14 protein-coding genes and 1 tRNA gene are annotated in these 17,431 nt (G+C 67.4%); 7 read left to right on the top strand and 8 right to left on the bottom strand.

Annotated features, from left to right (window positions below):
• Nucleotides 1–35: 35 nt before the first annotated feature.
• From clpB to dnaK, 5 genes are read right to left on the bottom strand one after another with little or no spacing between them, the layout of a single operon-like run.
• Entirely contained in the window at nucleotides 36–2,651 is a 2,616-nt protein-coding gene (gene clpB, locus EAS64_RS29470; protein WP_145858348.1) for an ATP-dependent chaperone ClpB, read from the bottom strand.
• 59 nt (nucleotides 2,652–2,710) lie between these two features.
• Entirely contained in the window at nucleotides 2,711–3,217 is a 507-nt protein-coding gene (locus EAS64_RS29465; protein ID WP_145858347.1) for a heat shock protein transcriptional repressor HspR, read from the bottom strand.
• Between the two features lie 35 nt (nucleotides 3,218–3,252).
• Entirely contained in the window at nucleotides 3,253–4,398 is a 1,146-nt protein-coding gene (gene dnaJ / locus EAS64_RS29460) for a molecular chaperone DnaJ (RefSeq protein WP_145858345.1), read from the bottom strand.
• A gap of 18 nt (nucleotides 4,399–4,416) precedes the next feature.
• A complete protein-coding gene (grpE, locus tag EAS64_RS29455; protein ID WP_145858344.1) occupies nucleotides 4,417–5,163 on the bottom strand; it encodes a nucleotide exchange factor GrpE in 747 nt (248 codons plus the stop codon).
• A complete protein-coding gene (gene dnaK / locus EAS64_RS29450) occupies nucleotides 5,163–7,016 on the bottom strand; it encodes a molecular chaperone DnaK (protein WP_145858342.1) in 1,854 nt (617 codons plus the stop codon). The genes grpE and dnaK overlap by 1 nt, the downstream gene beginning before the upstream one ends.
• Before the next feature lie 230 nt (nucleotides 7,017–7,246).
• Between dnaK and EAS64_RS29445 the strand changes: the two genes are divergently transcribed.
• Entirely contained in the window at nucleotides 7,247–9,391 is a 2,145-nt protein-coding gene (locus tag EAS64_RS29445) for a (Fe-S)-binding protein (RefSeq protein ID WP_187366322.1), read from the top strand.
• Here EAS64_RS29445 and EAS64_RS29440 read toward each other — a convergent pair.
• Nucleotides 9,370–9,585, bottom strand: a complete 216-nt coding sequence (locus EAS64_RS29440; protein ID WP_145858340.1) for a hypothetical protein — start codon at nucleotides 9,583–9,585, stop codon at nucleotides 9,370–9,372. The genes EAS64_RS29445 and EAS64_RS29440 overlap by 22 nt on opposite strands.
• A 599-nt stretch (nucleotides 9,586–10,184) precedes the next feature.
• Here EAS64_RS29440 and EAS64_RS29435 point away from each other — a divergent pair.
• The 6 genes from EAS64_RS29435 (at nucleotide 10,185) to EAS64_RS29415 (ending at nucleotide 13,845) form a co-directional block, all read left to right on the top strand.
• On the top strand, nucleotides 10,185–10,865 hold the full coding sequence (locus EAS64_RS29435; protein WP_222849712.1) for a helix-turn-helix domain-containing protein: 681 nt from the start codon (nucleotides 10,185–10,187) through the stop codon (nucleotides 10,863–10,865).
• 149 nt (nucleotides 10,866–11,014) lie between these two features.
• Nucleotides 11,015–11,773 carry a transposase family protein gene (locus tag EAS64_RS29430; RefSeq protein ID WP_145851078.1) on the top strand — a complete coding sequence of 253 codons (759 nt, stop codon included), beginning with the start codon at nucleotides 11,015–11,017 and terminating at the stop codon, nucleotides 11,771–11,773.
• A gap of 21 nt (nucleotides 11,774–11,794) precedes the next feature.
• A complete protein-coding gene (locus EAS64_RS47655; protein ID WP_369333569.1) occupies nucleotides 11,795–12,004 on the top strand; it encodes a Scr1 family TA system antitoxin-like transcriptional regulator in 210 nt (69 codons plus the stop codon).
• Between the two features lie 93 nt (nucleotides 12,005–12,097).
• Nucleotides 12,098–12,313 carry a DUF397 domain-containing protein gene (locus EAS64_RS29425; RefSeq protein ID WP_145858338.1) on the top strand — a complete coding sequence of 72 codons (216 nt, stop codon included), beginning with the start codon at nucleotides 12,098–12,100 and terminating at the stop codon, nucleotides 12,311–12,313.
• Nucleotides 12,314–12,461: 148 nt separating this feature from the next.
• Nucleotides 12,462–12,535 (top strand) — tRNA-Gly (locus tag EAS64_RS29420).
• A 377-nt stretch (nucleotides 12,536–12,912) separates the two neighbouring features.
• Entirely contained in the window at nucleotides 12,913–13,845 is a 933-nt protein-coding gene (locus EAS64_RS29415) for an aminoglycoside phosphotransferase family protein (protein ID WP_187366266.1), read from the top strand.
• A 115-nt stretch (nucleotides 13,846–13,960) separates the two neighbouring features.
• Here the strand turns inward: EAS64_RS29415 and EAS64_RS29410 are convergent, their stop codons facing one another.
• Nucleotides 13,961–16,369 carry a glycoside hydrolase family 65 protein gene (locus tag EAS64_RS29410; RefSeq protein ID WP_222849710.1) on the bottom strand — a complete coding sequence of 803 codons (2,409 nt, stop codon included), beginning with the start codon at nucleotides 16,367–16,369 and terminating at the stop codon, nucleotides 13,961–13,963.
• Between the two features lie 20 nt (nucleotides 16,370–16,389).
• Nucleotides 16,390–17,430, bottom strand: coding sequence for a carbohydrate kinase family protein (locus EAS64_RS29405; protein ID WP_145858333.1), 1,041 nt, complete (start codon nucleotides 17,428–17,430; stop codon nucleotides 16,390–16,392).
• Between the last annotated feature and the right edge of the window lies 1 nt (nucleotide 17,431).

The raw sequence follows: 17,431 nt of genomic DNA, 5'->3' as shown, positions 1-17,431 counted from the left end.
TGGGGGGCGGGCCAGGGCGCCTGAACCTTCGCGGGCTAGCCGACCCTGGCGGCCGTCTTGACGGTCAGCTCGTCGGCGTTCGCGTCCAGGTCCACGACCACCTCGTCGCCGTCGGTGACCTCTCCGGAGAGCAGCGCCTTGGCCAGCTTGTCGCCGATCGCCGACTGGACGAGCCGCCGCAGCGGCCGCGCGCCATACACCGGGTCGAACCCGGTGAGGGCGAGCCAGTCCTTGGCGGCGGGCGTCACGGTCAGCGTCAGCCGACGCGCGGACAGCCTGCTGCCGAGGCGCGCCACCTGGATGTCCACGATGCTGGCCAGCTCCGCGGTGGTGAGCGCGTCGAAGATGATCACGTCGTCGAGCCGGTTGAGGAACTCCGGCTTGAACGCGGCGCGGACCGCGGCCATGACCGCCTCGCGCTTGGCGCGCTCGTCAAGCGCCGGGTCGGCGATGAACGACGAGCCCAGGTTGGACGTGAGGATCAGGATCGTGTTCCTGAAGTCAACGGTCCGTCCCTGCCCGTCGGTGAGCCGCCCGTCATCGAGCACCTGAAGCAGCACGTCGAAGACCTCGGGGTGGGCCTTCTCCACCTCGTCGAGCAGCACCACGCAGTAGGGCCGCCGCCGCACCGCCTCGGTGAGCTGCCCGCCCTCCTCGTAGCCGACGTAGCCGGGCGGCGCGCCGACCAGCCGGGCGACCGAGTGCTTCTCGCCGTACTCGCTCATGTCGATGCGGATGATCGCCCGCTCGTCGTCGAAGAGGAACTCGGCGAGGGCCTTGGCCAGCTCCGTCTTGCCGACGCCGGTCGGCCCGAGGAACAGGAAGGAGCCGGTCGGGCGGTCCGGGTCGGAGACGCCGGCCCGTGCCCGCCGCACCGCGTCTGACACCGCCTGCACGGCGCTGGCCTGGCCGATCACCCGCGAGCCGAGCTCGGACTCCATCCGCAGCAGCTTGCCGGTCTCGCCTTCGAGCAGCCGGCCGGCCGGGATCCCGGTCCATGCCGACACGACATCGGCCACGTCGTCCGGGCCGACCTCCTCCTTCACCATCGGCGCGGACGCGGGGACGGCGGCCGCCTCCTCGGCGGAGCGATCACTCGCGGCGGCCTCGGCGATCTCCGCGTCGAGCGTCGGGATCTCACCGTAGAGCAGCCGGGAGGCCGTCTCGTAGTCGCCGTCCCGTTGGGCGCGCTCGGCCTGGCCCTTGAGGTCGTCGAGCCGCTTCTTCAGCTCGCCGACCCGGTTGAGCCCGGACTTCTCCTGCTCCCAGCGTGCGGTCAGCGCGGTGAGCTGTTCCTGCTTGTCCGCCAGGTCCGCGCGGAGCTTCTCCAGGCGGTCCTTGCTCGCCGCGTCCGACTCATGGGACAGCGCGAGCTCCTCCATCTTCATCCGGTCCACGGTGCGGCGCAGCTCGTCGATCTCCACCGGGGAGGAGTCGATCTCCATCCGCAGCCGGGAGGCGGCCTCGTCCACCAGGTCGATGGCCTTGTCAGGCAGGAACCGCGCCGTGATGTACCGGTCGGAAAGCGTCGCCGCCGCGACCAGCGCCGCGTCCGCGATCTGCACCTGGTGGTGCGCCTCGTAGCGGCCCTTGAGCCCGCGCAGGATCGCGATCGTGTCCTCGACGGACGGCTCGCCGACGAGCACCTGCTGGAACCGGCGCTCGAGCGCGGGATCCTTCTCGATCCGCTCCCGGTACTCGTCGAGCGTGGTGGCGCCGACCATGCGGAGCTCGCCGCGGGCGAGCATCGGCTTGAGCATGTTGCCCGCGTCCATCGCGCCGTCGGCCCGGCCCGCCCCGACGACCGTGTGCAGCTCGTCGATGAACGTGATCACCTGGCCGTCGCTGGCCTTGATCTCGTTCAGCACGGCCTTGAGCCGCTCCTCGAACTCGCCGCGGTACTTCGCGCCTGCCACCATGCTGCCAAGGTCGAGCGAGATCAGCCGCTTGCCGCGCAGTGACTCCGGCACGTCGCCTGCCACGATGCGCTGGGCGAGGCCCTCGACGACGGCCGTCTTGCCGACGCCCGGCTCGCCGATCAGCACCGGGTTGTTCTTGGTCCGCCTGGACAGCACCTGGACCACGCGCCGGATCTCGGAGTCGCGGCCGATTACCGGGTCAAGCTTGCCGTCCCTTGCCAGCTGCGTGAGGTCGACGCCGAACTTCTCGAGCGCCTGGTACGTGGACTCGGGGTCCTCGCTGGTTACCCGGGCGCTGCCGCGCACCTTGGTGAAGGCGCTGGTCAGCGCTTCCGGGGTGGCGCCCGCCCGCTGCAGTGCCGTCGCCACTGGCCCGCCCCCGGTGGCCAGTCCGACGAGCAGGTGCTCGGTGGAGATGTACTCGTCGTCGAGCTGCCTGGCCAGGCCCGCGGCGGTGTTGATCACCGACAGCAGCTGGCGGGACGTCTCCGGTGCACTCGCGGTGTCGCCGCGGGTCTGCGGCATCTTCCGCAGCAGCGCGGTCGCCTCCGCGATGATCCTGTTCATGTCCGCGCCCACCGCCTCAAGCAGCGGCTGCGCCGTCCCGTCGGCCTGCTTCAGCAGGGCGAGCAGCAGGTGTACCGGCTCGACCTGGGGGTTGCCATCCGAGGCGGCCTGGCGGATCGCCGCCGAGAGCGCCTCCTGGCTCTTGCGCGTGAGCTTGTCATCCATGTTGAAGTCTGATCCCCCTGGATCGTTATTAGCTTTTGTTCGCCAGCTTCACCCGGCAGTTACTCGGCTGCGCCGCGCTGGTCCTCCTGCCGCGACGGTGTGCCCGCGGCCTGCGGCGGTGTGCCCGCGGCCTGCCAGAAGGTCACCCTGGTCGACGACCGGACCGGGACCAGCGTCGCCGCCGGATCGACGGTCCGCGACCTGCGGAGCTCCGCGAGCCGTGCCGCCACCGCGCGGGTGGATTCCAGCTCGTTCCTGAGTATGGACAGCTCGGCGTGCAGCTGGGCCGCCATGAGACGGGCGCGCTCGAGCTCCCGTTCCAGGTCGAGGATGCGCTTGATGCCCTCGAGGTTGATCTTCTCGTCCTGGGAGAGCCGCTGGATCTCGCGGAGCGTGAGGATGTCCCGCATGGAGTAGCGGCGGCCGCCGCCGGTGGTGCGCCGCGGCGTCACCAGTCCGACTCTCTCGTAGCCGCGTAGCGTCTGCGGGTGCATGCCTGACAAGCTCGCGGCCACGGAGATGACATACACGGGCATGTCATCGGACAGCTCGTAGGGGCTGTTCATGTCATCTCCTTCCTTTCCTCCACTAGTGCTGGCAGCTACTGCTGCTGCCGTGCCCGGCGGAGCAGTTCCTCGCGCGGGTCCGGGCCGGCGGTAGCGATGCGCAAGTCCTCGAGAGCGGACTTCGCCTTGTTGCTCAGGTCCCGCGGAATCGTCACCTCGACGGTGGCGAGCAGCGCGCCGAGCGTCCCGTCCTTGCGGCGGACGCCGCGTCCGGGAACCCGGAACACCTGCCCATTGGGCGTGCCCGCGGGGATGCGGACGGTGACGGCGGGACCGCGGTGCGTTGGCACCTTGATCTCGGCGCCGAGCGCGAGCTCGGTGATCGTCACCGGGACGGTGACGGTCAGGTTGTCACTGCTCCTGCCGAACACATCGTGCGGCTTGACGTGGACCCGGACGTACAGGTCGCCCGCCTTGCCGCCGTGCTCGCCGGGCGCTCCCTTGCCGGGAATCCGGATCCGCTGACCGTCTGCCACCCCAGCTGGGATACGCGCCTGGATGGTCCGCGAGCTCATCGCCCGGCCGCTGCCGCTGCACGACTCGCACGGGTCGTCGACGACCAGGCCCCGTCCCCGGCAGGTCTTGCAGGGCTCGGACATCCCGAAGCCGCCGAGGTTCCTTGACTGCTGCCCGGTGCCGTGGCAATCGGGGCAGACCTTGGGCACGGTGCCCGTCTTCGCGCCGGTGCCGCCGCAGACCGGGCAGGGACCCTCGCCGGTCAGCCGGAGCGACACCGTCGCGCCGTCGATCGCGTCGCCGAAGGACAGCGTCGTCTCGGTCTCCACATCCGCGCCGCGGCGTGCCCTGGTGGACGACGCCGTGCCGCCGCGGTTGCGGAAGATCCCGCCGAGCACATCGCCGATCCCGTCGCCGCCGAAGAGGTCACCGAGGTCGAACGTCCCGCCAGGACCCTGACCCGGCCGGGCGCCGGTTGGCACGCGGAACCCGCCGAACATCGAACGGGCCTCGTCGTACTCCTTGCGCTGCTTCTCGTCGGACAGCACGTTGTACGCCTCGGTGATCTCCTTAAAGCGCTCCTCCGCGTCGGTGCTCCCCTTGTTCGCGTCGGGGTGCCACTTCCGCGCGAGCTCACGATAGGACTTCTTGATCTCGGCGGCCGTCGCGGTCTTGGGCACGCCCAGCGCCTTGTAGTAGTCCTTCTGATAGTCCTTCGCGCTCATCTGGCCTCGCTGGGCTCTTTAGTTGTTCTCTTCTCCGGATGGCCACTCGGCCGCATTACCACTGCCTTCTGGCCCGGTGGCGGGGGCGGCGACCGCCACGCGTGCGGGACGCAGGATTCGCTCGCCCACCTTGTAGCCGGGCTGGAAGATCTCCACGGCGGTGTCCTCCGCCACGTCAGGCGAGTAGGTGTGGGTCAGCGCCTCGTGGATCTTCGGGTCGAACGCGTCGCCGCGCTGCCCGTAGCTGACGAGGCCGAGCTTGGCGACCGCGGCCTGAAGCGAGTCCGCCACCGACTTGAAGCCGCCAGACAGCTCGCCGTGCTCGCGTGCCTGGCCGATGGCGTCAAGGACAGGCAGCAGGTCGGACAGCGCGCTGGCCACCGCCTGCTCCCGCACCGTCGCGCGGTCCCTGTCGACCCGCTTGCGGTAGTTGGCGTACTCCGCCTGCAGTCGCTGCAGGTCGGCGGTGCGCTCCGCAAGCTGGGTCTGCAGGGGGCCGACGGCCGGCGCCGCCGCGGCGGGCGCCGGGGCCGGCGTGCTCTCGGCCGGCTTGTCCTCCTGCGAGGTCACCGCGTTCGCCGGGGCAGAGCCCTTGTCGCCGTCCCTGCCGTGCCGGGCAGAGCCCGGCCCCCCCGGCCGGCTGGCGTTACCGCCAGCCGGCTGGGAGGCCGCGTGCTTGCCCCTTCTTGGCTGCCCGGTCACCGGGTCGATCCGCCTGTTGTCACGGATGACCGGCCCGTTGACGGGCTCCTCGGGTGCTGTCATCAGGCGGCTCCGCCTTCGCCTTCGTCCACGATCTCGGCGTCGACGACGCCCTCGTCCTGCGGCTCCTCCGCGGTGGCGCCGCCACCCTCGGGGGCGCCGGAGGCCTGCCGCTCGGCCTGAGCCGCGGCGTAGATGGCACTGCCCATCTTCTGGCTGACCGTCGCGGCGTGCTCGCTCGCGGTCTTGATGGCCTCGAGGTCGTTGCCCTCGATCGCCTTCTTGAGGTCGGCGATGGCCTCCTTGACCTCGGACTTGACGTCCGCGGGGACCTTCTCGTCGTTCTCGGCGAGGAACTTCTCCGTCGAGTAGACGAGGGTGTCGGCCTGGTTGCGGACCTCTGCCTCCTCGCGGCGGCGGCGGTCCTCCTCGGCGTACGACTCGGCGTCGCGGACCATCTTGTCGATGTCGTCCTTGGACAGCGCCGAGCCGCCGGTGATCTGCACCGACTGCTGCTTGCCGGTGCCCAGGTCCTTTGCGGACACGTTCACGATGCCGTTGGCGTCGATGTCGAAGGAGACCTCGATCTGCGGGATGCCGCGCGGGGCCGGCGCGATGCCGGTCAGGTCGAACATGCCCAGCTTCTTGTTGTAGGCCGCGATCTCACGCTCACCCTGGTACACCTGGATCTGCACCGACGGCTGGTTGTCGTCCGCCGTGGTGAAGATCTCCGACTTCTTGGTCGGGATCGTGGTGTTGCGCTCGATGAGCTTGGTGAAGATCCCGCCCTTCGTCTCGATGCCCAGCGAAAGCGGGGTCACGTCGAGCAGCAGGATGTCCTTGACCTCGCCCTTGAGCACGCCGGCCTGCAGGCAGGCGCCGACGGCGACGACCTCGTCCGGGTTGACGCCCTTGTTGGGCTCCTTGCCGCCGGTCAGCGACTTGACCAGGTCAACCACCGCGGGCATCCGGGTGGAGCCGCCGACCAGGACCACGTGGTCGATGTCGGCCACCTTGGTGTTGGCGTCCTTGATGACCTGCTGGAACGGCGACTTGCAGCGGTCGATCAGGTCGGAGGTCATGCGCTGGAACTCGGCACGGGTGAGCCGGGTGTCCAGGTGCAGGGGGCCGTCCGGGCCGTGCGAGATGTAGGGCAGGTTGATCTGCGACTCCATCGACTGCGACAGCTCGATCTTGGCCTTCTCCGCCGCCTCGCGCAGCCGCTGGAGCGCCATCTTGTCCTTGGCCAGGTCGATGCCGTAGCCGGACTTGAAGTCCTGCACCAGCCAGTCAACGATCCGCTGGTCCCAGTCGTCGCCGCCGAGGTGGTTGTCGCCGCTCGTCGCCTCGACCTCGACCACGCCGTCGCCGACGTCAAGCAGCGACACGTCGAACGTACCGCCGCCGAGGTCGAAGACCAGGATCTTCGCCGAGCCCTCCTTCTCCAGGTGGTACGCAAGCGCCGCCGAGGTCGGCTCGTTGATGATCCGCAGGACGTTAAGGCCGGCGATCTGCCCGGCCTCCTTGGTCGCCTGCCGCTGCGCGTCGCTGAAGTACGCCGGAACGGTGATCACCGCGTCGGTGATCTTCTCGCCGAGGTAGGACTCGGCGTCCCTCTTGAGCTTCTGCAGGATGAATGCGCTGATCTGCTGCGGGGTGAACTTCTTGCCGTCGATGGTGACGGTCCAGTCGGTCCCCATCTGCCGCTTGACCGAACGGATCGTCCGGTCCACGTTGGTGACGGCCTGCCGCTTCGCGACCTCGCCGACCAGTACCTCAGCGTTCTTGGCGAACGCGACGACGGACGGCGTCGTCCGCGAGCCCTCCGCGTTTGCGATGACCGTCGGTTCCCCGCCTTCGAGGACGGCGACAACAGAGTTGGTCGTCCCGAGGTCAATACCTACCGCACGTGCCATGAGCAGTCCTTGTAGTGTGTGTGAAGTTGAGTCTGCCGGGCTCAAGCCTGCCCGAGGCTAGCTCGGCTGTCAAATGAACTTGAGTCACCTACGCTCAACTTTACTGACCCTCCGATTCATTCCCGGTGGCCCGGGCAATATTCGCCGTGACGTAGGCGACCTTGGGCATCACAGGCCACCCCGTTAGGCTTGACCCCCAGGCATACAAGGAGGTTGCGGTGGTCCTGCGGATGATTGTCGGCCTGGTGGTGACTGTCGCGGCGTTTGCCGTGGCTGGCCGGCGGCTGTGGTGGCTGAAGCGGCTGGCGTTCAGCGGCCAGCCGGCGCCGGAACGCCTTGAGTACGCCAGGACGCATCCGGGGCGTGAGGCGGAGACGCAGCTGACGGAGGTGGTCGGGCAGCGGAAGCTGCTGCAGTGGACGGTGCCGGGGATGGCGCACGCGGCGACGTTCTGGGGTTTCCTGGTGCTGCTGCTGACGATCATCGAGGCGTACGGTGCTTTGTTCCAGCGGGACTTCGCGATCCCGGTGATCGGGCACTGGGCGGTGGTCGGGTTCATCGAGGACCTGTTCGCGGTCGGGGTGCTGTGCGGGATCAGCACGTTCACGGTCATCCGGTTCCGCGAGAACCCGCACAAGGAGGGCCGCAGGTCGCGGTTCTTCGGCTCGCACACCCGCGCCGCGTGGGTGGTCCTCGCCATGATCGCGCTGGTCATCATCACGCTGCTGGTCTACCGGGGTGCGCAGCAGAACACCGGGGTGTTCCCCTACCCGCACGCGTGGGCGTTCGCGTCCTGGGCGGTGGCGCAGGTCCTGCATCCCCTGGGGTACGGGGTCAACGCGGTGCTTGAGGTCGTGTTCATCTTGGCGCAGCTGGCGGTGGTGCTCGCGTTCCTGGTGGTCGTCACCTACTCCAAGCACCTGCACATCTTCCTGGCCCCGGTGAACGTGATGTTCGCCCGCCGCCCGGACGGGCTGGGCCCGCTGGAGCCGATGCGCTCGGGCGGGAAGGTGCTGGACTTTGAGGAGGCCGACCCGGACACCGATGTGTTCGGGATCGGGAAGGTGGAGGACCTGACCTGGAAGGGCATGCTCGACCTGGGCACCTGCACCGAGTGCGGCCGCTGCCAGTCGCAGTGCCCGGCCTGGGCGACCGGCAAGCCCCTGTCGCCGAAGCAGCTCATCCTGGACCTGCGCGACCACGCGTTCGCGAAGGCGCCCTACCTGCTGGCGACCGAGGAGGAGCGGGTCACGCTGTCTGCCGACGTGCTGGCCGAGGCGGAACGGCCGCTGGTCGGCGGGCCGGACGTCAACGGGGTGATCGACCCGGAGGTCATCTGGGCGTGCACCAACTGCGGTGCGTGCGTGAACGAGTGCCCGGTCGACATCGAGCACATCGACCACATCAACGGGATGCGCCGCCACCAGGTCCTCATCGAGTCCGCCTTCCCCGCCGAGGCCACCACGATGCTGAACAACCTGGAACGCAGGGGCAACCCGTGGGGGATGGCCGAGGACAAGCGGGCCGAGTGGATCACCGAGCTCGACTTCGAGGTCCCCGTCCTGGACGGGACCATCCCTGCCGACACCGAGTACCTGTACTGGGTCGGCTGCGCCGGGGCGCTGGACGACCGGGCGAAGAAGGCCACCAAGGCGATCGCCGAGCTACTCCATGTTGCCGGGGTCAAGTTCGCGGTGCTCGGCCCGGCCGAGGCCTGCACCGGCGACCCCGCCCGCCGGCTCGGCAACGAGTTCGTCTACGGCATGCTCGCCGCCCAGAACATCGAGACCCTCAACGACGCCGGGGTCGGCGCCGGGACCGGCAAGAAGGTCATCGCGTCGTGCCCGCACTGCTTCAACACCATCAGCCGCGAGTACCCCCAGCTCGGCGGCACCTACGAGGTCATCCACCACACCCAGCTGCTCGCCCGGCTCGTCGCCGACGGAAAGCTGACGCCGGTCACCGCGGTGGAAGAGAAGATCACCTACCACGACCCGTGCTTCCTCGGCCGGCACAACAAGATCTACACCCCGCCCCGGGAAATCATCGACGCCGTCCCCGGCACCACCGCCGAGGAAATGCACCGGTGCAAGGGCAAGGGCTTCTGCTGCGGCGCCGGCGGCGCCCGCATGTGGCTCGAAGAACGAACCGGCAAAAGGATCAACGAGGAACGCATCGACGAGGCCCTCGCCCTGGACCCCGACACCATCTCCACCGCCTGCCCCTACTGCATGGTCATGCTCGGCGACGCCGTCAACGCCAAGAAAGCCGCCGGCCAGGCCAAACAGACCCTCGAAGTCATCGACGTCGCCCAGCTCCTCGTCCGCGCCATCAAACTCCGCGAAGAGGCCGGTCAGGCCACCGACGCCTCGTGAAACTCGTCATTGCGCAGCGAGGGGTCGAGGCGCAACGCCGCGAACCGTTCATCCCGGTACTGGTGCACTAGCCCGCCGTGCCGCTCGGACACCCGCCACTGCCAGTGGCGGGCCTCTTCGTCGGTTATGGCGTGCAGCCAAGCCCCGGCGCGGCGTGGCAGGCCGATGAGCCAAGCGGCATAGATCGCGGCCATTGGGACCTGCAGCGTTTCCGCTGCGTTACTAATGGCCCAAGCGGGGTTGTCTTTTCTGTACAGGTTGCTACCGTAGAACGCATCGCTAGCCCTTCTCGGTGGTTCCTGAGTACGGGTGGTGTTTCGCTGGGTCGGTGTGGCAGCACCGGCCCAGCCGTATTTCCAGGGATTGTTGTCTTCTTGACAGGCCCGGCAATGCGGTGCCTGTCCCGACCCGGAAAGCTGGCGTCTCATTGCGCGCGATGCAGGGGCGCGTACGCTCGTGCATAGCGGGAGCGGACGCAGCGAATGGGCAGTAATGGCATGTCCTCCTTGTCAAATCGCCGGCTCGCGCGACGCCTCGTGGCTAGCGATCTTCGGATCGGTAACCCGTCGGGTCACCGCTCGACCCCTTTGTCGGCGGGTCGCTTGAGGATGCCTCTGCTGGCTGATTTCATCGTGCATCGAGCACATGCTGTTGGCAAGTGCCAAAATCAAGTGCCATACTCGTGAGCCACAGGCATGAAACGGTTGGACATCTTATCTACCAGGGCTTTCTTGGCCATGCGCCAAGGCGGCCCTCCCGCTAGCGCGGCAGAAAGGGACCTCCAGTGTCAGAGGTGCGCAGCCCGACGCTCCGCCGCCGGGAACTCGCCGCGCGCCTGCGGGCGCTGCGTCTGGAACGCGGCCTGACTGTCGATCAGGTCGCCGAACAGCTCCTGTGTTCACCGTCCAAGGTGAGCAGGATGGAAACCGGCCAGCGCGGCGCGACCCTGCGCGACGTCAGGGACCTGTGCGGCATCTACGGCCTGACCGATCCGGCGCAGGTCGAATACCTGATGGGGCTCGTGCGGGAGGCGAAGCAGCAGGCCTGGTGGCAGTCGTACGACCTCGATTACTACGCTACCTACGTCGGCCTTGAGCAGGCCGCGGTGACGCTGTGCTATTACCAGTCCACCATCGTCCCCGGGCTCTTGCAGACCGAGCGATACGCGCGGGCCATGCACGAGGGCAGCATGCCGTCCGAGTTCACGGCGGAAAGAGCCGGCGAATTGATCGAGGTCCGAATCAGGCGTCAGCAGGTGCTCAACAGGGAGCCCCCGCTGGAGTTGCGCGTGGTGCTTGACGAGGCGGTGCTGCACCGCGTGGTCGGCGGCCCGGATGTGATGACCGAGCAGTTGTCGCACTTCAGCGCGATCGCAAAACAGCCCAACGTGACGCTTCAGGTAATACCGTTCAGTGCCGGGGCCCATCCGGCGATGGAAAACATGTTCACTGAGCCCATTCCAACTTGCTTGTAAACAATGAATCACTTTGAGTGATGATAACGTTGTCGTCTCGCGGCGACGGCACTGTGGCCACAGGGTCACGGTTCGCCGGCGGACACGGCGAAGCCCCTGGTAGATGAGGCAATCGACCAAGAACGACTCATCACCCCCAGGGGCTTCACATGCTGTTCTACCGTGCCGCGCTGCCGTTGTCGTCCCGGACCCTGAACTACGCGGCCGGGCTGATCCGCCGGCACCTGAAGGCCGTCGGGTCGCGGTGGCGGAAGCTCAGCCCTGGGCAGCAGGCCCTGCTCGTGCTCGCTCACCTGCGCAAAGGCGAGACGTTCGAGCACCTCGCGGCCGGGTTCGGGGTCGGCAGGACCACGGCCTGGCGGTACGTCAACGAGACCGTGGAACTGCTCGCGGCCCGCGCCCCGAAACTGAGGAAAGCGGTCCGGGACGCCAAAAGGGCAGGTCACGCCTACGTCATCCTCGACGGAACCCTCATCCCGATAGACCGGGTCGCCGCGGACAAGCCGTTCTACTCCGGCAAGCACAAAAAGCACGGCATGAACCTGCAGGTCATCGCCAGTCCTGACGGCGAGGTCCTGTGGGTCTCCGGTGCGCTGCCCGGCTCGGTCCACGACAAGAAGGCCGAGTGGATATGGGGCGTGCTGAACGAGCTAGAGAAAGCCGGGCTGGTCACCCTCGCGGACAAGGGATATCAGGGCTCCACCTGGGCAAAGGTCCCGTACAAGGGCCGGAACAAACCGGAATCCCAGAAAGAAGCCAACCGGGCCCACGCCAGGCTCCGCGCCCCCGGCGAACGAGCGAACGCCCAGCTCAAGGTATGGAAGATCCTCGCGAAGCTCCGCTGCTGCCCCTGGCGCGCCGGGAAACTCGCCAAGGCCATCCACGCATTGCAACTCCACGGCGCCTAACCAGGTTGGAATGGGCTCACTATCATTGAGTTCGAGGACGTCGCTCCGCCCGTGGTGTACGTTGAGGGCTTGATGGGCTGGCTGTTCCTCGAACGCGAGAACGATGTAGCTAGATATACACGGGTCTTTAAATACCTGTGTGAAATCGCATTGAGTCCACAAGAGTCAATCGAACTAATTTCCGAAATGAGCGCACGACATAACCATATACACGGCCTCGCCTCCGGATAGTTCCGCAAATTGCATCAATGCTTGTCCTATATCAATAAAAAACTAGCCCGGCAGGTACTTGACCTCCCGGGCTAAGGGAGCGATGGGATATAAATGCCCCGTTCGAGCAGTGAAGATGAGCGCCTGACCTGGCGTAAGGCAAGACGCAGCATGAACAACGGGAACTGTGCCGAAATAGCGGCATCTATCGGAGTGATCGCCGTGCGAGACTCGAAAGACCCGCATGGTCCCGTCTTGCGTTATCCGGTCGCCTCATGGACTTCGTTCCTCGCGACGGCGAGGAACGGCGACTTCGACGCGCTGCACTAGCCCGCGGGCCGTCTGGCCCGGCGCGTGCCGCGAACCGGACCAGGCGGCCCAGCCAGAACCACTATCGGGCAGGAGCACACAACCAGGCGGCCGGTTCCTGTACGATGTTGGAGCGAGTTCAGCCCGGCACGCCGGTGCTGGCGAGAACGCGGATGTAGTTCAATGGCAGAACATCAGCTTCCCAAGCTGACAGTGCGGGTTCGATTCCCGTCATCCGCTCCAAGCATCAAGGCCCAGGTCGGAAGCAGCTTCCGAACACTGGGCCTTCGCCATCTGGCGGCCCGAACAGGCCGTGGTGCCATTAGCGTGCCATTAGACGGGCACGAGCGCCCCGGCCGGGCCGTCGTCGTCTTCGTCGACCTGGCGCTGGCGTAGGTCGTGGAAGTGCAGCCCCGGCATGCCGAGCGCCTCGACCGCGTGCGGCCACCAGGCCAGGGCGGTGCGGGCCGGGCGCGTCGGCCTTGGTTAGGACGGTCTGTTTTGGCCCGTCCTGGCGGCTTGATCTGGCCCCACCGGTAGTGCTGCTTCGGCGGGCGGCTCCTGCGGGATCGGCCGGTTTTTGGGGTGCTGGATGGCTGGCTGGTGTGAGATGGTCTGGTGTGCGCGATGTTCCGGTTATCGACGTCGAGGCTGTCCGTGTGCGGCTGGCCAGGCGGTTTGGCCCGGAGGTGGCCGACTGGTGCGCGGGCCTGCCGGCGCTGGCGGATGAGGTCGCCCGCCGGTGGGGGCTGCGGCTCGGGGGGGTGTGGCCGAAGGGCGGGACGTCGGTGGTGATGCCGTGTGAGTCTGATGACGGCGAGCCGCTGGTGCTGAAGCTGACCCCGGACCTGAAGATTGCCGCTGACGAGGCGGCGGCGCTTGACGCGTGGATGGCCCGCCGGCACGTGGTGATGCTGCACGATGCGGACCTTGACCGCGGTGCGCTGCTGCTGGAGCGGGTGCTGCCGGGCACCCGGCTGGCGGATGAGCCTGACAGGTGGCCGCTGGAGGAGGCCGTGCCGGTGCTGTCGGGCTTGTGGCCGCGGCCCCCGCGCCTGGGTGGCGGGTCCGGGCTTCCGGAACTGCGGGAGCGGTCGGAGTTCGTGTTCGAGATGACCCGGCGGCGGCTTGAACAGCACCCGGCTGTTGCCGGGCGCGTGCCTCCTGACCTGGTGGAAGGCTCCCGGAACCTGGCCAGCGTGCTGGCTGCTGAGGGGCCGGTCCGGCTGCTGCACGGGGACCTGCACCCGGGGAACGTGCTGCGGGGCGGGGACAGGCGCGGGCTGGTGGCGATCGACCCGCGGCCGTGCCTGGGCGACCCGGCCTTCGACGCGGTCGACTGGGTGCTGGCCGACGGCGGCGGCGAGCAAGCGGTGCAGCAGCGTATTGACTGGCTGGCAGGCCGCGTGGACGGACTGGACCCGGGGCGGGCCTGGGCATGGTGCCGGGCGATGGCCGTGGTGCTGGCGGTCGCCCTGCTTATCGGCCGCGGTGATGACCCGGTGGGCGAGGCGATGCTCGCCCTGGCCCGGGCAGCCGCTGAAGGCAGTTAGCCCGAGGTGCTCAGGATCGAACCTTGTTGCATGGCATTTATGGCTGAACTATTGATGACTTGCCCGAATTGTTGCGCCCGGCGAAAGGTGTCCCCGGTGTCCCCGGCTGACCACTTCAGGCACGGTCCTGGCTGAGCTCGAATACGGCCCGGTCGCCCGGGCACAGCTCCCGAACGTCGCCTGGTATTCCAGCTCGTATCTCGTGGCTGGCGCCCTCGGGCTGAACCTCTAGCGTCAGCAGGTCGCTGTTGAGCGTGACCAGGATCGGGGCCTCCCGGAACTGCACGCGGAATGACAGGCCGCCGAGCCCGCTCGGGAGCCTGGGGTCGAAGTACAGGACACTGTCACGGATCTGGGCGCCCGCGTAGTGCCGCTGCACAAGGTCGAGTGTCCCGGCCATGACACCCAGGTGGATCCCTTCCTTCGTCGTGCCGCCCTGGATGTCGTCGACATCGCTGCCGAGCGCGACGAGAAAGCGGTCCCACGAGCTCTCCGGGTCGATGGCGGCGAGCACTCCCGCGTAGGTGACGAAGCTCAGCGTCGAGCCGTGCGACGTGCGCTGGTCGTAGTACTCGACGTTGCGCGCGGCGGTGTCGGGACGGTAGCCGTACCCGAGCCGCTCGAAGATCTCGCGCAGTTCCTCGTCTGAGAAGAGGTAGAAGAGCATCACCGTATCGGCCTGCTTGGCGATCTTGTAGCGGTCAGGGTCGTCGCCCTCCGCACGCAGGATCCGGTCGAGCCGCTGTATGCTGTCGTATTTCGCCCGGTAGACGTCCCAGTCGAGTTCTTCGAGGTCAACCCAGCCTTCGAACTGGCTGATGATGCCGTTCTCATGGATCGGGACGAACATCCGGCGGCTCATGTCCTGCCAGAGCGCCAGCTCATCGCCGGAGATGCTGAGCCGTGCCCGCAATCCTTCGGCGCTGCTCGCCGAAAGCAGCGACGGCAGCTTTGCCGCGATGTCGCACAGCCACGCCACCATGACGTTGGTGTAGGCGTTGTTGGCCAGCCCGCCCTGCTGTGCGCCCGGGTACTTCTCGTGGAACTCGTCGGGGCCCATCACGCCGTGGATCTCGTAGCGCTCCCGAGCGGGGTTGAAGTGAGCGATTGACGCCCAGAACCGCGCGATGTCCAGCATCATCTCCGCGCCGTAGTTCTCGAGGAACGCGTGGTCGTGGGTGGCCTGGAAGTAGTTCCAGATATTGAAGAAGATCGCGGCGTTAACGTGCCGCTGGTTGTGGCTGAGATCAGGCTCCCAGCGGCCTGACAACGGGTTGAGGTGGACGCGCTGGGTTTCCTCGATGCCCTCGCTCCCACTCTGCCACGGGAACATCGCCCCCCGGAACCCGGCCTCCCGGGCCGCCGCCCGTGCCTCCCCGATCCGGCGGTAGCGATACATCAGCAGGCCCCGCGCGACCTCGGGCAGCCGGACGTTGAGGAACGGGAACGCGTACATCTCGTCCCAGAACACGTGCCCGCGGTAGGCCTCGCCGTTCAGCCCGCGCGCGGGCATCCCGGCGTCGAGATCGGCGGTGTACGGGGAGCAAACCTGGAGCAGGTGCGCGGTGTGCAGCCGAAGCAGCAACTGGACCTGCTCGTTTCCTGACACGCGCCCGTCGCACGTCCGCCACAATTCTTCCCATGCGGCGCTGTGGCGGTCGAACGCCGCGGAGAAGTCGCTGTGGCGAGCCGCCGACCTGGCGGCCCGCATCAGCGTGTCGCTGACAGCCGGGTCCCGTGACGTGTAGAAGGCAACCAGCTTCTCGACCCTCGTCGCCTCGCCCTGGCGCACATCGAAGGCCAGGACCTGCTGGATGTAGTCCTCCATCTGGTCCAGCGTCCGCCCCGCCGGCAGCGACTCGCCGCCGCGAAACACGCGCGTGCGCGTCGCCTGGCTGATGTACAGATTCGACTGCCGGGTCTCGGCCTTCAGCGCGATGACCTCCGGCCCGAACGTCCGCGGGGAAATGGGGTTCAGATGACGGCCTTCGAGCCGCTGGTAGCGGGCGACGCCGGCGTTGCTCACCCGGGCGTCGAGCGCCGAGATGACCTCCACATGCCCGGACCAGTTCTCCGGGACGAGGGTCCACTCGATCCCGGCGTGATGCTGGTCCGCCATGCTGACGAACCGGCGGCTTGTCAGCGTCGTCTCCCGGCCGCCGCGGTCACGGAAGCGGAGGTGCCGAAGGACGGTCGCGTTCCGGATGTCGTATTCGTGCCGGTAGTCAAGCAGCTCGACATCTTCGAGCGTTATCGCATCCTCGCCTTCGATGCGCAGCTTGAGGACCAGCCAGTTCGGCAGGTTGACCAGATCCTCGTTGAGGACCGGCAGGCCGCCGATCATGGTCGTCTCGCGGTTGTAGCCTCCGTGCGCGTAGGTGCCCGGGTAGTGCACGTCGTCGGCGCCTTCCCACTCCGCCGCGCCACGCGTGCAGAGGTACCCGTTGCCGGTGGAGGTCAGCGCCTCCCGAAGTCCCTCGGCCTCTGAGTCGAAGCCTTCATAAGCGAGCAAGAAACCGTCCACGGCGCCTCCATCCCTGCCGTTCATGCTCCTGGACGGCATGGTCCAGGGCCGTAAGTCGCGCGGATCTGCCGCTCCGTTTCCTCTCGTGACAGGTAAACGTTCAGGTCCGTACCGGGTCCGGTACAGCGCTGAGCGCCCATCGCGTTCCCGTACTGGCAGGCCACGACATAGTCCCGGTATGCCAGGTACCCGTAGGCCAGTCCCGCGGCGAACGAGTCGCCAGCACCCGTCGTGTCCACGACGCGCTCCACCGGGACGGGATCAACGAAATCCTCGGTGACCCCGCCAGAACTGTCTTGGGAGAAGGACACGCAGCCATGCTCGTCGAGGGTCACGCACACCGCCCCGACGCCGCGGTCCAGGCAATGGTGCGCCAGGTCGCGCAATTCCTCGGTAATCTGCTTCTCCCCGGTAATCTGCTTCGGCGGATCAGCCGTCATCTCCGCCGACTCACCGAGCCACATTGAGCGCGCTTCATCCAGGTTCATCTTCAGGATGTCAACGTACGGAAGCCAGATGTCCTGGTCGGCCCACACCCTTGGCTGACGCTCGCCACTCCGGGTCAGGGTCGTCGTCGGGCCATGGGCGTCAAGCACGACGGTCGCGCCGCTGTGCTCCTTGATGTGCCGCAGCGTCGCCTGCCCCACCTCGTAGTCCGTAATCGGGACACAGACAAACACGTCCGCATCAAGCACCGCGGCGACGTCGGCCGGCAAGATCGGGTTCATGAAGCTCGTCTGCCGCTCGACGCGACGATTCTGGGTGGTATACCGCAACTCGACAACGTCTCCTTGGTCGGCCGACGATGTAATACCGGAGGTGTCGATGTTCGGGAACGATGCGAGGATCTGCTTGAGCGGACTCTCGTCTTTGCGGCGAACATGTGATACCGGGACGATCGTGTCGCCAGCATCCAGGAGCGCGGACAGGGCAACCGCCGTATACAACGCGCATCCGTACTTTTCGAAGCGCGCGCCGTCATCGGTCACGATCCGATCGCGAGGCATCGGCCCGAGCACTGCAACCTTGCGACTCTTCTGGCTCTTGGTGTCCGTCGTCATG

The organism is Trebonia kvetii (genome assembly GCF_007827045.1).
Lineage (GTDB): Bacteria > Actinomycetota > Actinomycetes > Streptosporangiales > Streptosporangiaceae > Trebonia > Trebonia kvetii.
Note: the sequence above shows the minus strand (reverse complement) of the source record. Positions and strands in the feature narration are given on the sequence as shown.